The sequence below is a fragment of the Citrobacter sp. MNAZ 1397 genome, assembly GCF_023613995.1.
GTDB lineage: Bacteria > Pseudomonadota > Gammaproteobacteria > Enterobacterales > Enterobacteriaceae > Phytobacter > Phytobacter ursingii.
The window spans coordinates 1,393,699-1,413,380 of record NZ_JAKIVH010000001.1 but is presented as its reverse complement, the minus strand read 5'-3'; the positions used below and the strand labels follow the sequence as shown (position 1 = coordinate 1,413,380).

Here is a 19,682-nt window from a genome sequence, read left to right as displayed (position 1 = left end):
ACGCAACTGGCTTTATTGTAAGCATCATATTTTGTAACTAATTCTGTTACTTAGTGCGTAATGCCTGATTTATGTACAACATCGTGATAACGGCATCGCCTTAACCTATATTATGGTTATTTATTCTGGATTTGCTGTCATTTAAAGTTAATGATGATGGAAGCATTTGAGTGCATTATTATTTTTTTTACTTCTTTGCCATAAAGCGTAAGGAAATTATCGATCCGGCGGGTTAAATCACTTACTATGCCCGCGATAAAATCCCTGTACATCGCAATACCTGGTAAAGGCGGCGATGACGTTTGCCAAAATTAACCAGAAAACGTGACATTTTCACGACAGCTTAACCCTGCGCGACAAAGAAGAAACGCGTATTGCAAAAGGAAATTAATAATTTAAGTAATAAATAAGTAACACCCCGGTAACGCGTTACAGGCAAACATGTTATCGACAACGGGAGCAACATCCTGGGTTGTAATCAGAAATGTTCGCGGGCGGACATTTCGTAAGGCGTAAGCCGCTGACGTAACGGGGTTATTCCCCCTTTCTCAGCCCGCTTCCCTTATGCCGAGAATGAAAATTTTCATGCCATTCCTTATATGGCGCCCTGATATGAGATTGTTATGACTCGCATTTATCCACAAATCGTTGTTGCAAAATTTGGCGGCACCAGTGTTGCTGATTTTGACGCGATGAACCGTAGTGCCTCCATCGTCCTTGCCGATCAAGATGTTCGTCTGGTTGTGTTGTCCGCCTCTGCTGGCGTCACCAATCTGTTAGTGGAGCTATCCGCTGGCCTGGAGAGTGGTGAACGTACGGACAAAATCGAAACGCTACGCGCCATTCAGTACAACATTATTTCCCGACTGAGCCAGCCAACGGCTATTAGTCAGGAAATTGACCATCTGCTCGACAATATCAGCCGTCTTGCCGAAGAAGCGGCCAGTGTCAGTTCAACGGCGTTGAACGACGCGTTAGTCAGTCACGGTGAGCTGATGTCCAGTCTGCTGTTCGTCGAGGTGTTGCGTGAGCGCGGCGTTGAAACACAGTGGTTTGATGCACGAAAAGTGATCCGTACAAATGACGGTTTCGGCTGTGCAGAACCGATGCCGGCGGCAATCGCGGAACTGGCGGAAAAACAGCTACGCCCTCGCCTGGAACAGGCGTTAGTGATCACGCAGGGGTTTATTGGCAGTGATGCGAAGGGGCACACGACGACCCTGGGGCGCGGCGGTAGCGATTACAGCGCCTCATTGTTTGGTGAGGCGTTACACGCCGCACGCGTGGATATCTGGACCGATGTTGCCGGGATTTACACCACCGATCCGCGGATTGTTCCCCAGGCACAGCGCATGGATAACGTCACCTTTTCTGAGGCCAGCGAAATGGCGGCCTATGGCGCTAAAGTGCTGCATCCTGCCACTATGTTGCCGGCAATGCGCAAAAATATTCCGGTCTTTGTGGGTTCCAGTAAAAATCCGTCTGCAGGCGGTACACTGGTGTGTTGCCATGCGGATAATCCCCCCCGCTACCGTGCGCTGGCCGTGCGTCGCAAACAGACGCTGCTGAAATTGCACAGTCTGAATACCCAACCTGCGTGCGTATTCCTGGCTGAGATGTTTGCAGTGCTGTCACGTCATAATACGGCGATTGATTTGGTGACCACCTCAGAAACCAGCATCGCGCTGATCCTCAATGCGTCGGGCGCCACCTCGGGTGATGCAGACTCGCTGACCACGTCGTTGTTGACCGAACTCTCTTCCCGCTGTCGCGTTGAGCTGGAGACCGGTCTGGACCTGGTAACACTTATCGGTAATGACCTCACTCAGGCGTCCGGTGTCTGCAAAGATGTGTTTACTGAGCTGGAAAAACATCACGTGCGGATGATTTGCCACGGCGCGTCCGACCATACGCTCTGTTTCCTGCTGCCTGCCGCCTCATCAGACAGCGCAGTCAAAGTCCTTCATCGCAGTTTATTCGAATAAAACTGTGCCGCCCGAAGCGAGCCGATGCGGCGCTCGCTTCGGGTGATTAAGACGGCGTTACGCCGGGCTGGTTTCAGGCGTTACCTCTTCACTCTGCTGCGGCTTAATTTTTGCCAGCAGCGCCGAAACATTCACGCGGTCCGTTTTCTCCGGGTCTAAATAGGTCTGCGCATAGTCAAGCCAGACGCCCGACTGCAGGAACAAGATAAATAGTTCCCGGTCCAGGTGATGCTCATTCACCATACTGACCATGATACTGAGCGCTTCAGAGAGCAATTTTCCTGGTTTGTATGGCCGGTCAATGGCCGTTAACGCTTCGAAAACATCCGCAATCGCCAGCATTTTGACCTGCATACTCATCTGCGAATCCTTAAGCTGGTATGGATAACCGTTGCCGTCCATGCGTTCATGATGTCCACCAGCAATCATCGGCACATTGGCCATCGTGCGCGGAAACGGCAAATTATCCAGCATGATAATGGTCTGTATGATGTGCTCGTTGATTTTGTAGCGCTCCTCATCATTGAGCGTGCCGCGGCGGATACTCAAATTATAAATTTCGCCATAGTTATACTGGTAGAGCGGTTTTTTCAGCTTGAAGTGATATCGGTCGGCCTCCCTACTGACATCGGTGCGGTAGACGATATGCTCTTCTTTATCTGCCAGCATCGGCTCCTGCACGGGTAACGCAGCGCCAGGCTGGCGTCTTTTACGCGTTAACTCGTCCTGTGAAACGCCTGCGGTATCGTCGAGGGTGCGCGTCCAGCGATATTCGGCAATCGTCTTAATCCGTGCCAGTGCGTCATCAGAGAGAAACTCACTGCCAATATTACAGCGGGCAATAAAGTAGAAATCATCATCAAGCTGGCGAAGCGCCGCTTCCAGCGTTTGCGCGTCAGCATGCTCATCGTGATGTCGCAAGAATTCAATTTCTTTTTCCCGTTTAAGCAGTTCAAAGCGCATACGGATTTCATGGATCCGGTTGTAGATCTGCTCAAGCTTGGTGGCTTTATCAACGACAACTTCCGGGGTAGTGATCTTCCCGCAATCATGCAGCCAGCAGGCGGTATGCAATTCCTCCCACTCGCTGTCAGAAAGGGTAAAGCTGGCGAACGGTCCCTCTTGTGCTTCAACAGCGGCTTTTGCCAGCATTTTTGTGATAACCGGTACGCGCTGGCAATGGCCGCCGGTATAAGGGCTTTTCTCGTCAATCGCCCCGGCAATCAGTTTAATGAAGGCATTCAGCAGCTTCTTCTGTTCTGCCAAAAGATGCTGGGCTTCGATCGCCACCGACAACATTCCGACCAGCGAATTGATCAACTGAATTTTGGCATTTTCCTGTTTATCGGTAAGCACATCACTATTGAAAAGCAACAGGAAACCCATCGGGTGATTATCGTGAGTTTGCATCGGTACGGCGACATAACGCACTGGCAGATGCGGTAAAAGAAACGCCAGCAGTGACGGCGGAGTATTTTCACGACTTAACATGCCGCTTACCGTCTGTCCCTGCAATAGTTGCCAGAATCCGGCACAGTGATCGTGGTCCACGGTGAGCGGCTGAATGTCAGAGAAGTCGATGTTTTCCTCACGCCAACGAAAGGCGGCAGGCGTAAATTTGTTGACATCTTGGTTTGACAGAAACACCATCCCGCCTGTCATGTCGGCGATTTCCGTCGTTTCGGCCAGGAGTCCCTGCATCTGCTGGGTAAAATTATTCTTAACACTCAACATACTGCCCATTGAAATAAACTTGATCAGCGTTTGTTTCATTTTTGCCATCGCCGTATGCAGATCATCTATCTCTTCAATGATCGAGCGGGTACCCGGCTGCTGTTGCGCCTCAAAGTTTAACTGGCTTATCTCTTCCGCATCTTTGCGCAATCTGAGCAACGGATGGGATATTTTGCGCGAGAAATACCAGATAACCGGCAGACTGAGGAGAAGTAACAGGAAAGCGATCAGCGTGGAACGATGACTGATCGCACTGGCATCGGCCGTCAAAAAGGTCGCGGGCGTGGCTATCGCAAGTTGGTAGTCATTTCCGCTACTGTGAATCTTAACTACTGAACCATACCAGTCTTCATTTGCAACATTGAAAATACCACTGCTTCCGGCATTCTCATGTGCCAGTAATGATTGTAAGACCGGCAAGTTATCCATGTTCAAACTGCCGTTATTACCAGCCCCACGCGTTGGCTGACTGGCGATGACCTCACCTGATTCAGACAGAATTGCGGCCTGGCTACCAGGCGGTAGTCCTTGTTTTTGCAAAAACGCGGAAAGTGAGGCGAGAGAAACATCGAGCCCAATCACTGCATGTTGATTATCTGCCAGCTGACTGTAGGTAAACCCGGTTTCACCTGTGGCCTTAAACATATAATTGGGCGAGGTAACCAGCCCTGTTTCGCTGCGGGCAAGCGTATACCATTTCCGGGCGCGCGGATCGTAATTATCATAAGGCACAAGGGCCGATGAAATAATGTTTTGCGCACTGTCTAAATAAGATGCTTTTTTCTGCGGCGGATTGACATCCAGTCGATAGTTTTGCACCAGCCATTGCGCATTGGCGGGGCTTTTAAATAACAGCCGATTTTGGTTCGTTAAACGGCGAAGAATAAAAAAGTCTCCGTTATCCCAGGCGCAATATACGGAACTGGCGTAATCATTCTGTTGTAGCACCATGATGAAGCTACTCAATTGCGCCATCCGTTGTGGCTCTGTCGCCGCATCAGCGACCGCCATTTTCGTCAGGATGTTCACCGAACCCGCCATCGTTCGTGTCAGTGAATTCAGTTCCGCAGCTATCGCCTTACCCGTTTGTTGATAACGTTGGTGCGTACTGATTTCCGCAAGCTTAGTCAGCCGACTATGACTGAAAAGAATAATAATGCTGCCAATTGAAACAATGAGTAGCGTAAAAAGAACGGTTATCTGGATGTGCAACGGATATCGATTTTTTAGTTTGCTTATTCGCGTTTTCATTGGCGCTTTTCCTTGGGTTTTTCCAGGAAAGATACGACGAGTTTTATAAGCATAACCGAAGCCGTAAAAAGCGACAGACGTGGCAAAAAAAGACTGTTTTTCTGCGTATTTAGCCAGAATTTGCCAGATCCTGTCATGCATTGCGTCCTGCCAGCTGTGGTTATCACTGGCACTGAGATATCGGCAGGCTGCTCAGGAGTTGTGCGCAATAGTCTTTAGCGCATTGACATACCCTGCAATAAGCCGAAAATGAGCCTCCAGGCGACAACCTGAAATACTGGAGTATCCCATTAACCGCTCACGTCGTTTTATTCCATTAACGAGAATCAAAAAAAGCAGTGTGTTTATGGCAACGGCGTTTTTGCTTGCCAGTTGTACCTCAAAACCACCCGTTTCTCTCGTTACCCCGCTTCCGCCAGTCGCTAAACATCCGCTTGCGGGCAACGCTTTGCAAAATAACGAACCAGTTCGCGGAGTCTGGCTGGCAACGGTTTCCCGCCTTGACTGGCCGCCGCTTGCCTCGGTGAATGGCGTCGGCACTGCGCAAAGCCGTATTAATCAGCAGCAGCAAGCCATGCGCGTGAAGCTGGATAAACTCAAAAGCCTTGGCATCAATACCGTCTTTTTCCAGGTAAAACCAGACGGCACGGCGTTGTGGCCGTCAAAAATCCTGCCCTGGTCCGACACCCTCACAGGGAAAATTGGCCAGGATCCGGGTTACGATCCGCTGCAATTTATGCTTGATGAAGCGCACAAACGCGGTATGCGGGTACATGCCTGGTTTAACCCCTACCGTGTTTCCACCAATATTAAGCCCTCTACGGTTGCCGATCTGAATTCTACGCTGCCATTGCATCCGTCAAGTGTCTTTGTCCTGCACCGCGACTGGGTGCGGACGGCGGGCGATCGGTTTGTCCTTGATCCAGGTATTCCGGATGCCCGTGACTGGATAACCAGTATTGTTGCGGAAGTGGTCAGCCGTTATCCGGTCGATGGCGTGCAATTCGATGACTACTTTTATACCGAAACGGCGGGATCTGCGCTTAATGACGGCGAGACGTTCAGAAAATATGGTCAGGGGTTTGCCTCGAAGGCTGACTGGCGGCGTCATAATACGCAGCAGTTGATTGAGCAGGTTTCGCGCACCATCAAACAGATTAACCCGAATGTTGAGTTTGGCGTCAGCCCTGCCGGAGTATGGCGTAACCGCTCTTTCGACCCGGCAGGTTCCGACACGCGTGGTGCTGCCGCTTATGATGAGTCTTTCGCCGATACCCGCCGTTGGGTACAGCAAGGTTTGCTGGATTACATCGCTCCGCAGTTGTACTGGCCGTTTTCCCGTGACGCAGCGCGTTATGATGTGCTGGCAAAATGGTGGGCCGAGGTCGTTAAACCAACCCATACCCGTCTCTATATTGGCGTTGCGCTGTATAAAGTGGGCGCACCTTCATCAAAAGAGCCTGACTGGAGCGTAAACGGCGGTGTGCCGGAACTGAAAAAACAGCTCGATTTGAATGAGTCGACGCCGCAAATAAAAGGCACGATTTTGTTCCGTGAAGATTACCTGAACCAGCCGCAAACGCAGCAGGCGGTCAATTACCTGAAAAGCCGCTGGGGTAATTAGTCGCCGTCTGGCGGGTGTTATTTAAACGCCCGCCGGATATTAATGATCGCGCATTACTGGATTATGTCTTACGCGTATACTGTCGCTGAAATGAACACCCTCCAGCATTGAATAAGCTGTCTGGAAAACGGGGGGGTACTGATATCGATATATCCCTTTATGAATCTCTCCGTCAGCCCCCTTATCGCCACCGTTGCTCTATCACATCTGCATTACATCAACTGCCTCAGCATTTTGATATTTTTATCATTCGGCTCCTGATGCAACTCAATGCAATACTTTTCACCATACACTTCGAGTAATTTTTGTACTGTGCCGCGACTGTTTCGGCTGTCCATCCACAGCTCTTCTCGCGCCTTATCGCCAATTTTAACCATCTCGTTGTGGCTTAGCGCAGGCGGAGTTGTACCGAAAAATAACATACTGTTCTTTTTATAATTATCCTGCGCATGTTCATTGCCTAATTCATCAACGGCTAAACCACACTTTAATAACTTTTTAACTTTCGTTTCCTGGCTGTCACAACCTTGCAAAAGAAGAAGACTAAAAGCAATTATTACTGCTCTCGTAAGTTTCATTACTGACCTTAACTAAAATAAAAAGCCGCGATTTCATGCGATTATATTAAAATCCTCCTGAAAGATGTAGTCTGTCCTTAAATAACTGAGAGCACGCACCTGCAATTAAGGAAAATAAATGAGCACTGCACACCCCCCCATCGCCTTAGGATATTCTGATGTCCCACCGGGACATGTGGCATCGGTCGTCACCTGCCTCGAAATGCGGGCTAAACCACAACAAGAAACCCTCCCCCTGCCCGAAGGCATCACCCTGGATCCGCTGGTTAATGTCGATCTGGTCGCCTACCGTGCGCTGTTTCGTAAGATTGGTGCTAAATGGCTGTGGTTTTCCCGTCTCTATATGGCCGATGACAAACTGTCATCTATCCTGAACGACCCGAACGTTGAAGCCTGGATTATTCGCGATGGCGAGGCGGAGATCGGCATGCTTGAGCTGGATTTTAGTGAGCCCGGCCAATGTGAACTGGTGTTCCTGGGGTTGACAGAGGCGACAACCGGCAAAGGACTGGGCCGCGCCATTATGAGCAACGCGACTGAACGCGCCTGGGCCAAACCCATCGAACGTTTCTGGGTGCACACTTGTACCTTTGACCATCCGTCGGCGCTCAGTTTTTATATCCGCTCAGGCTTTGTCCCCTACGCTTTTCAGGTTGAAGTACAGGCCGATCCGCGTCTGACGGGCCATTTGCCTGCCGACGCCGCCCCGCACATTCCGCTGATTAGCTAACGTCGTAAGCGGCGCGAAGCGTATTGAGCAGCGCCTGCGCCGCCGTGGAAAGTTGCGCGTGGTCCAGGCGAATAATCCCCACGCGCCGTTCAATCACCGGGTTTATCAGCGGTACACATACCGCCCCCAGTTCGATCATCTGTTTTTCACACAACGCAGGCACGGCGCTTGCGCCAAGGCCACTCGCCACCATCCGACCCACCGTGACCAGTTGATGGCTTTCGAAGGCCACTTCCAGCTTATGCCCGCTACGGGACAGTCTCTCTTCAAGCATGATGCGAACCGCAGAAGGCCGCTGTAGCGTAATAAAATCGAGTTTAAGCAGTTCGCGCCAGCTGACCTGCTCTTTTTGCGCCAGTGGGCAGTCTCGCGGCACCACCGCCAGAAAGCGATCCATGGCCAGCGGCGTAAAGTGCAGGCTGGACGCGGGTTCGGGTTCAAAGGCGATACCCATCTCCACCCGCCCGTCACTTATCATCTCGATCACCTGTTCGTTAATCACATCGTGCACCGTCACGTTAATGCCCGCATAACGATCGCGGAACGCCTTGAGCACGGGAGGCAGCGCGTTAGCGGCAAAAGAGGGCATCGCGGCAACCGACACCTTTCCTCTCTGTAAGGTAAAACGCTGGCGCAACGCCTCTTCGGCGTTATCACAATCAGCAATGAGCTGACGCGCCATCGGGAACAGCGCCTCGCCTTCCGGCGTAAGGGTGACCCGTCGCGTGGTTCGCGTCAGCAATGCGCCGCCGAGTACCTCTTCCAGTCCACGGATAGCCAGACTCAGGGCTGGCTGCGACATATTCAGCTTTTCACTCGCGTGGGCGAAGTTAAGAGTGTGAGCTACCGCTAAAAACGCGCGTAACTGTTTGATGGTCATTCTCATTTATCATTTCATTAACTTATTGAAAAAGATTAATTAACAAAAGATTAATAAGAAAAGCAAATTAATGCGTCACAAAATCAAAATTAACAAATCATTTTTTGCCCCGGATGATGCCGCAAACAACAACACGGAGGCAAACGTATGGCTGGGCTGGATAAACGCGTCGCGAGCTATCACGAGGCGCTGGAGGGACTGTGCGACAACATGACAGTACTGGCAGGCGGTTTTGGCCTGTGCGGTATTCCGGAAAATCTCATCGCCGAAATTCGCCGCCGCGACGTACACGGCCTGACGGTGGTTTCCAATAACTGCGGTGTGGATGGCTTCGGCCTCGGCATCCTGCTGGAAAGCCGCCAGGTCAGTAAAGTCATCGCCTCTTACGTTGGCGAAAATGCGCTTTTTGAAGAGTTGGTGATCAAGGGCGAGCTGGAAGTGGAACTGACGCCGCAGGGCTCGCTGGCTGAGAAGATCCGCGCCGGCGGCGCAGGTATTCCGGCCTTTTTTACCGCCACCGGCTATGGCACCCCTGTCGCCGAAGGCAAAGAGGTTCGCGAATTTGCTGGTCGCCCGTACATTCTGGAACCGGCGATTACCGGTGATTTCGCCATCGTCAAAGGCTGGAAGGCCGACTGGTACGGCAATGTCATCTATCGGCACACGGCGCAGAATTTTAACCCGCTGATGGCCACCGCCGGAAAGATAACCGTGGTGGAGGTGGAAGAGATTGTGCCACCGGGTGAACTCGACCCTGCAGCTATCCACACCCCCGGTATCTATGTAGATCGCCTGATCCAGGGCCAATTCGAAAAACGTATTGAACAGCGCACATTGCGTGCATAAGGAGCCGACATGTTGACTCGTGAACAGATGGCACAGCGCGTGGCGCGCGAGCTGCGTGACGGCTACTACGTCAATCTGGGTATTGGTATCCCGACGCTGGTGGCGAACTTCGTCCCGCCAGGCGTCGATGTGATGCTGCAATCCGAAAACGGCCTGCTCGGTATGGGGGCGTTTCCTGACGAAGCTGAATTGGACGCCGACATGATCAATGCCGGAAAACAGACGGTCACCGCCAGACCCGGCGCGGCCATTTTTGACTCGGCGCAGTCCTTCGCCATGATCCGCGGAGGCCACGTGGATTTAACCGTCCTTGGCGCGTTCGAAGTGGATGTCGAGGGCAATATCGCCTCCTGGATGATCCCCGGGAAAATGGTGAAAGGCATGGGCGGCGCCATGGATCTTGTGGCAGGCGCGGAAAACATCATCGTGGTCATGACCCATGCTTCGAAAAGTGGCGAGTCGAAACTGCTGGCCCACTGCACCCTTCCGCTTACCGGGGCCAACTGCATTCGCCGCGTTCTGACGGACCTGGCCTACCTGGAAATTGAGAACGGCGCGTTCGTACTGAAAGAGCGTGCGCCGGGCGTCAGCGTGGAAGAGATCATCAGCAAAACCGCCGGACGTCTCATCGTGCCTGATGATGTACCAGAGATGCGTTTTCAATGAGGAGCGAACAGATGCAGGACGTGGTGATTATCGCAGCAACCCGCACGCCGACCGGTAATTTTCATGGCGCTCTGGCCCCGCTGTCAGCGGTTGAGCTTGGCGTCTGCGCAGTGAAAGCGTTGCTGGAAAAGAGCGGGGTTCGTCCCGAACAGGTAGACGAGGTGATTATTGGCCAGGTATTAAGCGCGGGCTGTGGTCAGAACCCGGCGCGTCAGACGGCGCTGCATGCGGGGATCCCGGTGACGACGCCAGCGGTGACCGTCAATCAGGTGTGCGGTTCCGGCCTGAAAGCGGTGTTGCAGGCGGTCCAGACGATCCGCAGCGGCGACGCGCACATCGTGATCGCAGGTGGTCAGGAAAGTATGAGCAATGCGCCCTATCTTGTGGACGGGGCACGCGCCGGATTACGCCTCGGCCATAGCAATATGCTTGATAGCGTTATTCACGACGGGCTATGGGACGCGTTCAACGACTATCACATGGGGATCACGGCAGAAAACCTGGCAGAGAAATACGCGATTGACCGTGCGCGCCAGGATGCCTTTGCCCTTGCCTCACAGCAGAAAGCCGTTGCGGCCCGCGAGGCCGGGCGTTTCAACGCAGAAATAACCCCCGTCAGCGTTCCGCGTGCCAGAAAAGAACCACTGATCGTCAGTCAGGATGAGCCGCCCCGCCCGGAAACCTCGCTGGAATTATTACACCGTCTGCGCCCTGCGTTTCGCCCCGAGGGCGGTACGGTGACAGCGGGTAATGCATCACCTTTGAATGACGGCGCCGCGGCAGTGCTGGTCATGAGCGCGGAGAAAGCCCGGGAACTGAACCTTACCCCAATGGCCCGCATTGCCGGGTATGCGGTGGCGGGCGTTGATCCGGCGGTCATGGGGCTTGGTCCGGTACCGGCAACGCGTGAAGCCCTGAAACGCGCAGGCTGGGCTATCAACGAACTTGATCTGATTGAAGCTAACGAAGCATTTGCTGTCCAGGCGCTGGCGGTGGGCGACGAACTGGGCTGGAACAGCGAGCGCGTCAATGTGAATGGCGGCGCTATCGCCCTCGGTCATCCCATTGGCGCCTCGGGGTGTCGCATCCTGGTGACACTCCTGCACGAAATGCAGCGCCGGGACGCGCATAAAGGGCTGGCGACGCTCTGCGTCGGCGGCGGTCAGGGCGTCGCACTGGCGGTATCCCGATGAAGGAGAATAGCATGCAACAGACCGTGATCATTGGCGCCGGCCTGATGGGGATTGGTATAGCCACCCACTTCGCCCGCTTTCATCAGGATGTGCTGATTTACGATACAGACCCGACCCGCCTTTCAGAAGTGGCAGGCGCCGCCAGCGCTATCTTCAACGAACTGCGGGACGCCGGACAATTCAACGAGGCAGACAAACCGGCAACTCTGGCAAGGCTTAACGTGACAACGTCACTTGACGATCTTGCTGATGCCGGCCTGCTGATTGAGGCTATTCCTGAACGGCTGGAACTCAAGCACGCGCTTTATGAGGAACTGGAAAAACGCATTTCTCCTGAGGCGATCATTGCCAGTAATACCAGCGGCCTGCCGCCGGATGCGCTGGCGGCCAAACTGACGCATCCCGAACGCCTGCTGATCGCCCATTTCTGGAACCCACCGCACTTCATTCCGCTGGTTGAAGTGGTTCCGGGTAGCAAAACCGACCCGAAGTGCGTTGAAACGGTGTATCAGTTGTTACGCAGCCTTGAGCTGGAGGCGGTAAAACTCGATCGCGCCGCCCCCGGTTTTATCGGCAACCGCCTGCAGTTTGCCTTGCTGCGCGAAGCCTTGCATATCGTTCATAGCGGCATTGCCAGTGCAGAGGTGGTGGATCAGGTGATGCGTGCTTCGCTTGGCAGGCGCTATGCCATGGTAGGCCCGCTGGAAGCGGCGGATATGACCGGTCTTAACACGGTGCTGGACATCTACCGTCACCTTCTGCCGGAGCTTGCCCAGGGCGACGAGATGCTGGAGCTGATCAAGGAGAAAACGCAACGCGGCAATATCGGCGAGCGCAGCGGAGACGGATTTTATCACTGGGATGAGGCGCGACGCGCACGCATCCAACAACGACGCGCCTGGCAACTGCGTCATGCCTTAAAGCCTTAATACCCGTTTCTGTTCCCTACAAAATAAGATTCAGGAGTCATGATGAGCGTAATAATTGCCCTGGCTGCTCTGGCCTTGCTGATGGTCGCGGCTTATCGCGGCTACAGCGTCATTTTGTTCGCCCCGATTGCCGCTTTAGGCGCCGTGCTTCTGACCGATCCCGGCGCGGTTGGCCCGGCCTTTACCGGCCTGTTTATGGAGAAGATGGTCGGGTTCGTTAAGCTCTACTTCCCGGTCTTTTTACTTGGCGCGGTGTTTGGCAAGCTGATCGAGCTTTCGGGGTTTTCTCGTTCGATTGTCGCCGCAGCAATCCAGTTACTAGGCCGGCGCCACGCTATCCCGGTCATTGTGCTGGTGTGTGCGCTACTGACCTATGGCGGCGTCTCGCTGTTCGTGGTGGCGTTTGCAGTTTATCCGTTTGCGGCTGAACTGTTCCGTCAGAGCGGCATTCCGAAACGGCTTATTCCCGCCACCATCGCGCTGGGCGCATTCAGTTTCACCATGGATGCCCTGCCCGGTACGCCGCAGATTCAGAACATTATCCCAACCAGTTTCTTCGGCACCAACGCCTGGGCCGCGCCGTGGCTTGGTTTGATCGGCTCGATATTCATTATTGTGGTCGGCCTGTTTTATCTCGAACGTCAACGACGCAAAGCGCAGGCGAATAATGAAGGTTACGGTACTGACTTACAGAATGAGCCGGAAACGCCGGATAACATCAACCTGCCCAACCCGATCATTGCCATTGCGCCGTTGATTCTGGTCGGCGTCTTCAATTTGCTTTTTACCCGCTGGATCCCGGTCTGGTATGGCGGCACGCATGAACTGACGCTCCCCGGTCTGGCGAAACCTATCGTCACCGAGGTGGGTAAAATTAACGCCATCTGGGCAGTGGAAGCGGCCCTGTGCGCAGGCATTTTGATGGTGGTGATCTGTGGCTTTCGCAATATTCGCGGACGGCTGGCAGAAGGCAGTAAAACGGCCGTAGGCGGCGCTATTCTGGCGGCAATGAATACCGCATCTGAATATGGATTTGGCGCAGTCATCGCCGCTCTGCCAGGCTTTCTGGTGTTGTCCAAAGGACTGGCGGCCATCCCCAATCCGCTGTTGAACGAAGCCATCAGCGTAACGGCGCTGGCCGGTATCACCGGTTCCGCTTCCGGGGGAATGAGTATTGCACTGGCGGCAATGGCCGACACGTTCGTCGCGGCTGCTCACGCGGCCAATATTCCGCTGGAAGTGTTACACCGCGTGGCGTCAATGGCCAGCGGCGGTATGGATACCCTTCCGCATAATGGCGCGGTGATCACCCTGCTCGCCATTACGGGGTTATCGCACCGACAGGCGTATGGCGGCATATTCGCTATCACCCTGATTAAAAGTCTGGCGGTCCTGTTTGTGATCGGCGTGTTCTACATGACGGGTATTGTTTAAGGAGAACAAAATGCATCTGAACGGTAAAGTCGCACTGGTAACAGGCTCCACCAGCGGCATTGGTCTGGGGATCGCCTGCGCACTGGCAGAAGCGGGCGCAGAGCTTATTCTCAACGGTTTTGGCGAGGTAGACCGCGCCAAAGATAAAGTAGCCCGCTATGGCGCAAGACCGGGTTATCACGGTGCGGATCTTAGCGACCCGGCGCAGATCGAAGCCATGATGCAGTATGCACAAAGCGAGTACGGCGGCGTGGATATTCTGGTCAATAATGCCGGGATCCAGCATGTCGCGCCCGTCGAACACTTCCCGGTTGAAAAGTGGAACGCTATCCTGGCGATCAACCTCTCCTCTGTCTTTCACACCAGCCGACTGGCGCTACCCGGGATGAAAGAGCGCAACTGGGGACGGATTATCAATATTGCCTCGGTACACGGACTGGTGGCATCAAAAGAGAAATCAGCCTACGTCGCCGCTAAACATGCGGTGGTCGGCCTGACGAAAGTGATCGCGCTGGAAAATGCACAGACCAATATTACCTGTAATGCCCTGTGTCCCGGTTGGGTACTGACGCCACTGGTGCAACAGCAAATTGAGCAACGCATCGCCTCCGGGATCGCACCCGCGGTGGCGCGTGACACACTCCTCGGGGAAAAACAGCCCTCCGGTGAATTCGTCACCCCGGAACAACTGGGCGCGCTGACCCTGTTCTTATGTAGCGATGCGGCCTCCCAGGTACGCGGCGCGGCATGGAATATGGACGGTGGCTGGGTGGCACAGTAATCAGAACAGGTTCGTCACCGTTGCTGTTAGTGGGGACGAACCTGTTGCTCATGCTGCCGGTACCCTTCAAACCACTGAAAAAGCAGCATCCCGGCGAGCATGGCCAGCACAAATATCACGCCCTGACTGAACCCGGCCCCCAGCAACACCAGCCCTGGCCCGGGGCAGATGCCCGCCAGTCCCCAGCCGATGCCAAATAACAGCGCACCGCCTACCAGCCGTTTATCAATGTGATTCGCCGTGGGCAGATGCATCTTATCGCCACACAGCGGCCGTTTACGTTTTGCTGCCATACGAAAAGCAAAGAAACCAACGCTAATAGCCCCGCCCATGACAAAAGCCAGCGACGGATCCCACACGCGGGTGATATCCAGAAAGCCCATGACTTTTGCCGGATTGGCCATACCGCTGACAATCAGACCAATACCAAACAGCAGACCCGACAACAAGGCGAAAAATATATTCATCACAGCACTCCTTTACGCTCAGCTACGCCAGAAACCAACCAGCCACACAGTAATAAACGCCGCGGCCATAAAGACGAGTGTGGCGACCAGTGACCGCAGCGACAAACGCGACAGCCCGCACACACCGTGGCCGCTGGTACAGCCGGAACCGTAACGCGTCCCTACTCCCACAAGAAGGCCAGCTACGATCAGCATGGGCCAGGACGCGTCGATCGTTACCGCAGGCAGCGGCGCCACCAGACGCCAGAGCAGCGGGGAAAGTATCATGCCGAGCAGAAAGGCGACTCGCCAGCCCTTGTCTTTGTTCGTGCGTGACAGTACGCCGCCGAGAATGCCGCTGATGCCGGCGACCCGTCCACAAAACAGAATTAGCATCGCCGCCGCCGCGCCAATCACTAAACCACCTACGGCGCTCGCCAGTGGCGTGAAATGTGTCCAGTCAATCATCATTCTCCCTCCTCGCTTTCCGCTGCCGGGCAATAGAGTGTGTAAAGGGTGTTGAGCAATGTCAGTACGTCTGGCGCCGCCACCCGGTAGAAGATCTGTTTTCCTTCACGCCGGGTTTCTACCAGTTGCTGGCGGCGCAGCACCCCCAGTTGTTGCGAAAGTGTCGGCTGTGTAATGCCCAGCGCCAGCTCAATCTCGCTAACTGACGTTTCGCCCTGGCTGATATGGCACAACAACAGCAGGCGGTCTTCATTGGCCATCGATTTCAGCACCCCTGCCGCTTTGGCGGCAGCGGCGTACATCTGTTGCTTATCGGGTGTTTTCACGCGCAATCTCACGTTTATCTGCAATACAATATACTTTTTAATATATTACAAAAAAGTATATTGTTCAACGGCTCTTTTCTTGCGACAGCGACGTGCCTCACTGGCGTCTCAACAAGCCATGAAATACACAATTCTTCCTATTGTCGGGCTTTGTTACAGATAAAAAATCCAGCAATAAAATGATATGAAAATGAGTGCAAACAGAAAGATATCCGATCGTGAGCCTGAATATAAAAGGTTGTATTAATGTCGGCTTAAGGTTGTTTATTTATATCTACGTCACCGTTATTCATGAGGGACATTCCGGTGAAAAATACATTTGCTCGCAGCCAGCGCATCATGCACTGGCTGGTGTTATTAATGATTGTTATCGCCTACGCGGCAATGGAGTTGAAAGGTTTTACCACGAAAGGCAGCGCGCCGCGCGCGTTGCTTGTTCTGACCCATTACACCGCCGGTGTAAGCGTACTGGTATTCATGGTGGTGCGGGTTGGTCTAAAACTCACGCACCACGATCCTGATATTATCCCGCAGCCGCCGCGCTGGCAGATTATCTCCGCCAAAGCTGTACACGGTTTGCTTTATCTGATGTTTTTAAGTTTGCCGCTGCTCGGGGTACTTTCACTCTACGTCGGGCAGGTGGAGTGGTCATTTTTGGGCCTGCAAATGCCTGTCGCCGCCGCGAAAGACCCGGAGCTCCAGCACACCCTGAAGTCGGTACATGAATTGATCGCTAACGCCGGTTATTTCCTGGTAGGTTTGCATGCCGCCGCCGCGCTGTTTCATCACTACATTGTTCGCGATAACACGCTTGAGAGGATGTTGCCCTCCATGCACCCACGCGATAACCGGAAATAGTATCGCGGAACAGAGTCCATCACTTTTCTGTTATAGAGGCGTGATGGACTCCATTTTAGTCTGCCTTCACCACCACCACACCCGCCTTTTCAAGCGCGGTGACCAGACCGGCATCAGCTTCTTTTTCCACCACCATCGTATTCACCATCGATAAATCACCGATGACATACGACGATGCCGCATTTATTTTTTCAGCTGAGGCCAGCACGATAGTTTCTGCCGCGCGTCGGGAAAATGCCCGTTTGACACTGGCTTCTTCGTAATCGCCGGTGGTCAGCCCCGTCCCGGCATGAATCCCCGTCACCCCCATAAAAAACAGGTCGGCGTGAATGGCGGAAATCCCGTCGATGGCGGCAGTGCCGGTGGTGACAACCGAGTGTTTAAACAGCTTTCCGCCGATCAGGATGACATCGATGCACGGGTGTTCTACCAGCGCGAGGGCAATACTGGGGCTATGCGTCACCACGGTAATAGACAAATCTGCTGGCAAGAAGGTAACCAGCTCCGCCGTCGTCGTGCCGCCATCAATCATCACCACCTGACCGGGCAGGATCAGCTCAGCCCCCTTTTGCGCCACCCGCTTTTTCGAATCCAGACGCAGAGACTGACGCTCAGCGAAAGTGGCTGTCGCTCCCGATGCAGGGAGCGCTCCGCCGTGGACGCGCTGTAATTCCCCCTCAGCCGCGAGTTCACGTAAGTCACGGCGAATAGTATCTTCCGATACCGCAAATTGTGTGCTGAGTGCTTTTGACAGCACCTGGCCTTCACGGGCGAGCTGTTCGAGGATAAGGCGTTTACGTTGACTGGTAAGCATAAGGCGATTCCTGTTTTGCACGAATTATCTTGATCGTGCACGAAAATGCTGTTTATGATGCCTACTCTACGTATGGAGGTGGTATTGTGCAATCAAAACGTGCAGAAGTACGCATTGAGGACAGCAAAATATTGTCCAACGACTGGTATACGTTGACGAAATATACCTTTGACCTGCGTCGCCGCGACGGTGAGTGGCAGCGACAACATCGTGAAGTCTATGACCGCGGCAACGGCGCAACGATCCTTTTGTATAACCGTCAGAAACGCACGGTCATCCTGACTCGCCAGTTTCGCTTCCCGGTCTTTATCAACGGACATGACGGCTATCTGATTGAAGCCGCCGCGGGCCTGCTCGATAACATGGATCCGGAACGTCGCATTAAAGCGGAGGCCGAAGAAGAGACCGGCTATCGCGTGGAGAATGTGCAGAAGGTGTTCGAAGCCTTTATGAGCCCCGGTTCTGTCACCGAAAAACTCTACTTTTATACGGCGGAGTATCAGTCAGGCGACAAAATAAGCCAGGGCGGCGGTATTGAAGCCGAAGGGGAAGATATCGAAGTCATGGAAATGACGCTCGATGATGCCCTCGCGGCGGTTGACAGCGGCCTTATTTGCGACGGTAAGACCATCATGTTGCTCTACCATGTCGCGCTCAAAAAATTATTGTGAGGCCAACATGAACCGACAAATCATTCTTATCGCTGGCCCTTATCGCAGCGGGACTCAGGGTAATGCTGAGTTGATCGCACAGAACCTTGCCAGACTTGAAGAGGCGGCGCTGGCGGTCTGGCAACGTGGACATATTCCGGTGATTGGCGAATGGCTGGCCCTGCCGCTGGCAAAAGCAGCAGGTTCCACGAGGCATGACGACGAGATCTGCGAGGCGATGCTTTATCCTGTCGCGCATCGGTTAATAACCCGCTGTGACGCCATCTTTCGTATTGCCGGAGAATCCCGCGGTGCGGACATGGATATCGACGTCGGCAGGCAACATGGCCTGACTATCTACCCGTCGCTGGAAAGCATTCCCGCCGTTTAATCGATAAAGCCGGTATTCGCTGCAGGCGGATACCGGCTCCTGCAGGTTAGCGGTTTACCGAACGCGCAATACGCGTATAGGTATGTCTGACACCGCGAATGGCGACGCTATAGGCCAGAATATTTTCCGGCAGGGCCATGCCCATATAACCCGTATCGCCAATATGATGCAGATCGGCTCCGGCCATTTTACTCATCAAGGCAATCTGGCGAATCGTGTTGATATCGGCCCCTTCCTGAGACGTTCCGATGGCCGTCATCGCCAGAACGCCGCTGGCATGCGCGCAATCAATAAGCGCCGCAACCTTTTCCTGACTCATGCCAGGCACCGTACCGGGGGCCGGGATCAATACAATATCTGCCCCTTGCTCGGCAAACCCGTTCACATCTTCTTCGCTAATAATGGCGCTCCCACTTTCCCGGACAATGCCTGCGCCATGCATTTTACCGGTTATCAATACCGCGCTATCGCCAATCGCATCACGAATCTCTTTTAGCGCCAGTCCCAGCGCCTTATTACTCACGCCATTGTTGGGATTACCGGTCAGTACGAGGATTTTAGCTCCCATCTCTACCAGTTTTCGCGCATTTTCCGCCGTGGCCGCGCGCCCCGGGTTCATTTTCCAGATATCCTCATGGTTACGGGCAAAGTTGGGATCGACGGCCTCCAGGTTTACGCCGATGATTCGCCCGGTCAGTTGTGCTAAGCGATGCAACACTTCTTCCGGTTGGGTATCCGCAGGCATGCCCTGAATCTGTGGATGCTCACTGTCGAACATATTGATAAGCAGAATATCCGCCCCCTGTGATGCCGCAAGCTCTGCATTGGTGACATTGTTAAGCAGCGGCTGCGTAATCGCGATCGTTTCACTGATCAACACGCGCCCTTCACTGGCTCGAATTGCATACAGCAGCGCCGCTTTGTCCATCTGTACCAGGTCGGAAGCACAGCAGTCCAGTAAACGTTTGGTTGTCATATTTTCACCTTCAATGAATGAACCATTTATATACCAATTACTCACCTTAAATAAATCACATGCCTCAAAACCAGCCAGGCATGTTGAATTTACGATCGCTTTCACATTAATAATCGTACAAA

General features: G+C 53.6%; 20 protein-coding genes. 12 read left to right on the top strand and 8 right to left on the bottom strand.

What is annotated here, in order from left to right; all coding sequences use genetic code 11:
- Positions 1-623: 623 nt before the first annotated feature.
- A complete protein-coding gene (gene lysC, locus L2097_RS06515; protein ID WP_250352411.1) occupies positions 624-1,985 on the top strand; it encodes a lysine-sensitive aspartokinase 3 in 1,362 nt (453 codons plus the stop codon).
- A gap of 57 nt (positions 1,986-2,042) precedes the next feature.
- Here the strand turns inward: lysC and L2097_RS06510 are convergent, their stop codons facing one another.
- Entirely contained in the window at positions 2,043-4,970 is a 2,928-nt protein-coding gene (locus tag L2097_RS06510) for an HD domain-containing phosphohydrolase (protein ID WP_250352410.1), read from the bottom strand.
- A gap of 346 nt (positions 4,971-5,316) precedes the next feature.
- Between L2097_RS06510 and L2097_RS06505 the strand changes: the two genes are divergently transcribed.
- Entirely contained in the window at positions 5,317-6,594 is a 1,278-nt protein-coding gene (locus L2097_RS06505; RefSeq protein WP_250352409.1) for a glycoside hydrolase family 10-like protein, read from the top strand.
- Positions 6,595-6,806: 212 nt separating this feature from the next.
- Here L2097_RS06505 and L2097_RS06500 read toward each other — a convergent pair whose 3' ends face one another.
- Positions 6,807-7,172, bottom strand: coding sequence for a hypothetical protein (locus tag L2097_RS06500; RefSeq protein WP_047370302.1), 366 nt, complete (start codon positions 7,170-7,172; stop codon positions 6,807-6,809).
- Between the two features lie 118 nt (positions 7,173-7,290).
- Here L2097_RS06500 and L2097_RS06495 point away from each other — a divergent pair, with 118 nt between their 5' ends.
- The gene (locus L2097_RS06495) at positions 7,291-7,902 is read left to right on the top strand and encodes a GNAT family N-acetyltransferase (RefSeq protein WP_047370301.1); all 612 of its coding nucleotides are present in this window, start codon (positions 7,291-7,293) and stop codon (positions 7,900-7,902) included.
- Here the strand turns inward: L2097_RS06495 and L2097_RS06490 are convergent.
- The gene (locus tag L2097_RS06490; RefSeq protein WP_047370300.1) at positions 7,895-8,788 is read right to left on the bottom strand and encodes a LysR family transcriptional regulator; all 894 of its coding nucleotides are present in this window, start codon (positions 8,786-8,788) and stop codon (positions 7,895-7,897) included. The genes L2097_RS06495 and L2097_RS06490 overlap by 8 nt on opposite strands.
- A 141-nt stretch (positions 8,789-8,929) precedes the next feature.
- Between L2097_RS06490 and L2097_RS06485 the strand changes: the two genes are divergently transcribed.
- From L2097_RS06485 to L2097_RS06460, 6 genes are read left to right on the top strand one after another with little or no spacing between them, the layout of a single operon-like run.
- On the top strand, positions 8,930-9,628 hold the full coding sequence (locus L2097_RS06485) for a CoA transferase subunit A (RefSeq protein ID WP_250352408.1): 699 nt from the start codon (positions 8,930-8,932) through the stop codon (positions 9,626-9,628).
- A 9-nt stretch (positions 9,629-9,637) separates the two neighbouring features.
- Positions 9,638-10,294: a CoA transferase subunit B gene (locus L2097_RS06480; RefSeq protein ID WP_142518426.1), complete on the top strand. Its 657-nt coding sequence runs from the start codon at positions 9,638-9,640 to the stop codon at positions 10,292-10,294.
- An 11-nt stretch (positions 10,295-10,305) separates the two neighbouring features.
- Positions 10,306-11,487 carry an acetyl-CoA C-acetyltransferase gene (locus L2097_RS06475; RefSeq protein ID WP_250352407.1) on the top strand — a complete coding sequence of 394 codons (1,182 nt, stop codon included), beginning with the start codon at positions 10,306-10,308 and terminating at the stop codon, positions 11,485-11,487.
- A gap of 11 nt (positions 11,488-11,498) precedes the next feature.
- Entirely contained in the window at positions 11,499-12,416 is a 918-nt protein-coding gene (locus L2097_RS06470) for a 3-hydroxyacyl-CoA dehydrogenase family protein (RefSeq protein WP_250352406.1), read from the top strand.
- A 39-nt stretch (positions 12,417-12,455) separates the two neighbouring features.
- The gene (locus L2097_RS06465; protein WP_250352405.1) at positions 12,456-13,850 is read left to right on the top strand and encodes a GntP family permease; all 1,395 of its coding nucleotides are present in this window, start codon (positions 12,456-12,458) and stop codon (positions 13,848-13,850) included.
- A gap of 10 nt (positions 13,851-13,860) precedes the next feature.
- Complete coding sequence (locus L2097_RS06460) at positions 13,861-14,631, top strand: 3-hydroxybutyrate dehydrogenase (RefSeq protein WP_250352404.1); 771 nt, start codon at positions 13,861-13,863, stop codon at positions 14,629-14,631.
- A gap of 26 nt (positions 14,632-14,657) precedes the next feature.
- On the opposite strand, the gene L2097_RS06455 is transcribed toward L2097_RS06460, so the two are convergent.
- Genes L2097_RS06455 through L2097_RS06445 form a run of 3 tightly spaced genes read right to left on the bottom strand, consistent with a single transcriptional unit; the run spans position 14,658 to position 15,847 of the window.
- Complete coding sequence (locus L2097_RS06455; RefSeq protein ID WP_250352403.1) at positions 14,658-15,098, bottom strand: DUF6691 family protein; 441 nt, start codon at positions 15,096-15,098, stop codon at positions 14,658-14,660.
- A gap of 18 nt (positions 15,099-15,116) precedes the next feature.
- A complete protein-coding gene (locus L2097_RS06450) occupies positions 15,117-15,548 on the bottom strand; it encodes a YeeE/YedE family protein (RefSeq protein WP_250352402.1) in 432 nt (143 codons plus the stop codon).
- The gene (locus tag L2097_RS06445) at positions 15,545-15,847 is read right to left on the bottom strand and encodes an ArsR/SmtB family transcription factor (protein ID WP_047370291.1); all 303 of its coding nucleotides are present in this window, start codon (positions 15,845-15,847) and stop codon (positions 15,545-15,547) included. Before L2097_RS06445 ends, L2097_RS06450 begins: the two co-directional genes overlap by 4 nt.
- A 330-nt stretch (positions 15,848-16,177) precedes the next feature.
- Here L2097_RS06445 and L2097_RS06440 point away from each other — a divergent pair, with 330 nt between their 5' ends.
- Positions 16,178-16,729, top strand: coding sequence for a cytochrome b (locus L2097_RS06440; protein ID WP_229221193.1), 552 nt, complete (start codon positions 16,178-16,180; stop codon positions 16,727-16,729).
- Positions 16,730-16,784: 55 nt separating this feature from the next.
- On the opposite strand, the gene L2097_RS06435 is transcribed toward L2097_RS06440, so the two are convergent.
- Entirely contained in the window at positions 16,785-17,543 is a 759-nt protein-coding gene (locus tag L2097_RS06435) for a DeoR/GlpR family DNA-binding transcription regulator (protein WP_250352401.1), read from the bottom strand.
- Between the two features lie 86 nt (positions 17,544-17,629).
- Between L2097_RS06435 and L2097_RS06430 the strand changes: the two genes are divergently transcribed.
- Together L2097_RS06430 and L2097_RS06425 are read left to right on the top strand one after the other, a co-directional pair.
- Positions 17,630-18,214, top strand: coding sequence for an NUDIX domain-containing protein (locus L2097_RS06430; protein ID WP_229221195.1), 585 nt, complete (start codon positions 17,630-17,632; stop codon positions 18,212-18,214).
- 7 nt (positions 18,215-18,221) lie between these two features.
- On the top strand, positions 18,222-18,584 hold the full coding sequence (locus L2097_RS06425; protein WP_047370288.1) for a hypothetical protein: 363 nt from the start codon (positions 18,222-18,224) through the stop codon (positions 18,582-18,584).
- A 46-nt stretch (positions 18,585-18,630) separates the two neighbouring features.
- Here L2097_RS06425 and L2097_RS06420 read toward each other — a convergent pair whose 3' ends face one another.
- A complete protein-coding gene (locus tag L2097_RS06420) occupies positions 18,631-19,560 on the bottom strand; it encodes a DUF7916 family protein (protein WP_250352400.1) in 930 nt (309 codons plus the stop codon).
- Between the last annotated feature and the right edge of the window lie 122 nt (positions 19,561-19,682).

Excerpts from the sequence above, each read along its gene's own strand:
- L2097_RS06460 (WP_250352404.1), top strand. The coding sequence starts at position 13,861 with ATGCATCTGAACGGTAAAGTCGCACTGGTAACAGGCTCCACCAGCGGC.
- L2097_RS06490 (WP_047370300.1), bottom strand. The coding sequence starts at position 8,788 with ATGAGAATGACCATCAAACAGTTACGCGCGTTTTTAGCGGTAGCTCAC.
- L2097_RS06475 (WP_250352407.1), top strand. The coding sequence starts at position 10,306 with ATGCAGGACGTGGTGATTATCGCAGCAACCCGCACGCCGACCGGTAAT.
- lysC (WP_250352411.1), top strand. The coding sequence starts at position 624 with ATGACTCGCATTTATCCACAAATCGTTGTTGCAAAATTTGGCGGCACC.
- L2097_RS06485 (WP_250352408.1), top strand. The coding sequence starts at position 8,930 with ATGGCTGGGCTGGATAAACGCGTCGCGAGCTATCACGAGGCGCTGGAG.
- L2097_RS06505 (WP_250352409.1), top strand. The coding sequence starts at position 5,317 with ATGGCAACGGCGTTTTTGCTTGCCAGTTGTACCTCAAAACCACCCGTT.
- L2097_RS06470 (WP_250352406.1), top strand. The coding sequence starts at position 11,499 with ATGCAACAGACCGTGATCATTGGCGCCGGCCTGATGGGGATTGGTATA.
- L2097_RS06455 (WP_250352403.1), bottom strand. The coding sequence starts at position 15,098 with ATGAATATATTTTTCGCCTTGTTGTCGGGTCTGCTGTTTGGTATTGGT.
- L2097_RS06425 (WP_047370288.1), top strand. The coding sequence starts at position 18,222 with ATGAACCGACAAATCATTCTTATCGCTGGCCCTTATCGCAGCGGGACT.
- L2097_RS06495 (WP_047370301.1), top strand. The coding sequence starts at position 7,291 with ATGAGCACTGCACACCCCCCCATCGCCTTAGGATATTCTGATGTCCCA.
- L2097_RS06500 (WP_047370302.1), bottom strand. The coding sequence starts at position 7,172 with ATGAAACTTACGAGAGCAGTAATAATTGCTTTTAGTCTTCTTCTTTTG.
- L2097_RS06480 (WP_142518426.1), top strand. The coding sequence starts at position 9,638 with ATGTTGACTCGTGAACAGATGGCACAGCGCGTGGCGCGCGAGCTGCGT.
- L2097_RS06450 (WP_250352402.1), bottom strand. The coding sequence starts at position 15,548 with ATGATGATTGACTGGACACATTTCACGCCACTGGCGAGCGCCGTAGGT.
- L2097_RS06420 (WP_250352400.1), bottom strand. The coding sequence starts at position 19,560 with ATGACAACCAAACGTTTACTGGACTGCTGTGCTTCCGACCTGGTACAG.
- L2097_RS06510 (WP_250352410.1), bottom strand. The coding sequence starts at position 4,970 with ATGAAAACGCGAATAAGCAAACTAAAAAATCGATATCCGTTGCACATC.
- L2097_RS06465 (WP_250352405.1), top strand. The coding sequence starts at position 12,456 with ATGATGAGCGTAATAATTGCCCTGGCTGCTCTGGCCTTGCTGATGGTC.
- L2097_RS06445 (WP_047370291.1), bottom strand. The coding sequence starts at position 15,847 with ATGTACGCCGCTGCCGCCAAAGCGGCAGGGGTGCTGAAATCGATGGCC.
- L2097_RS06435 (WP_250352401.1), bottom strand. The coding sequence starts at position 17,543 with ATGCTTACCAGTCAACGTAAACGCCTTATCCTCGAACAGCTCGCCCGT.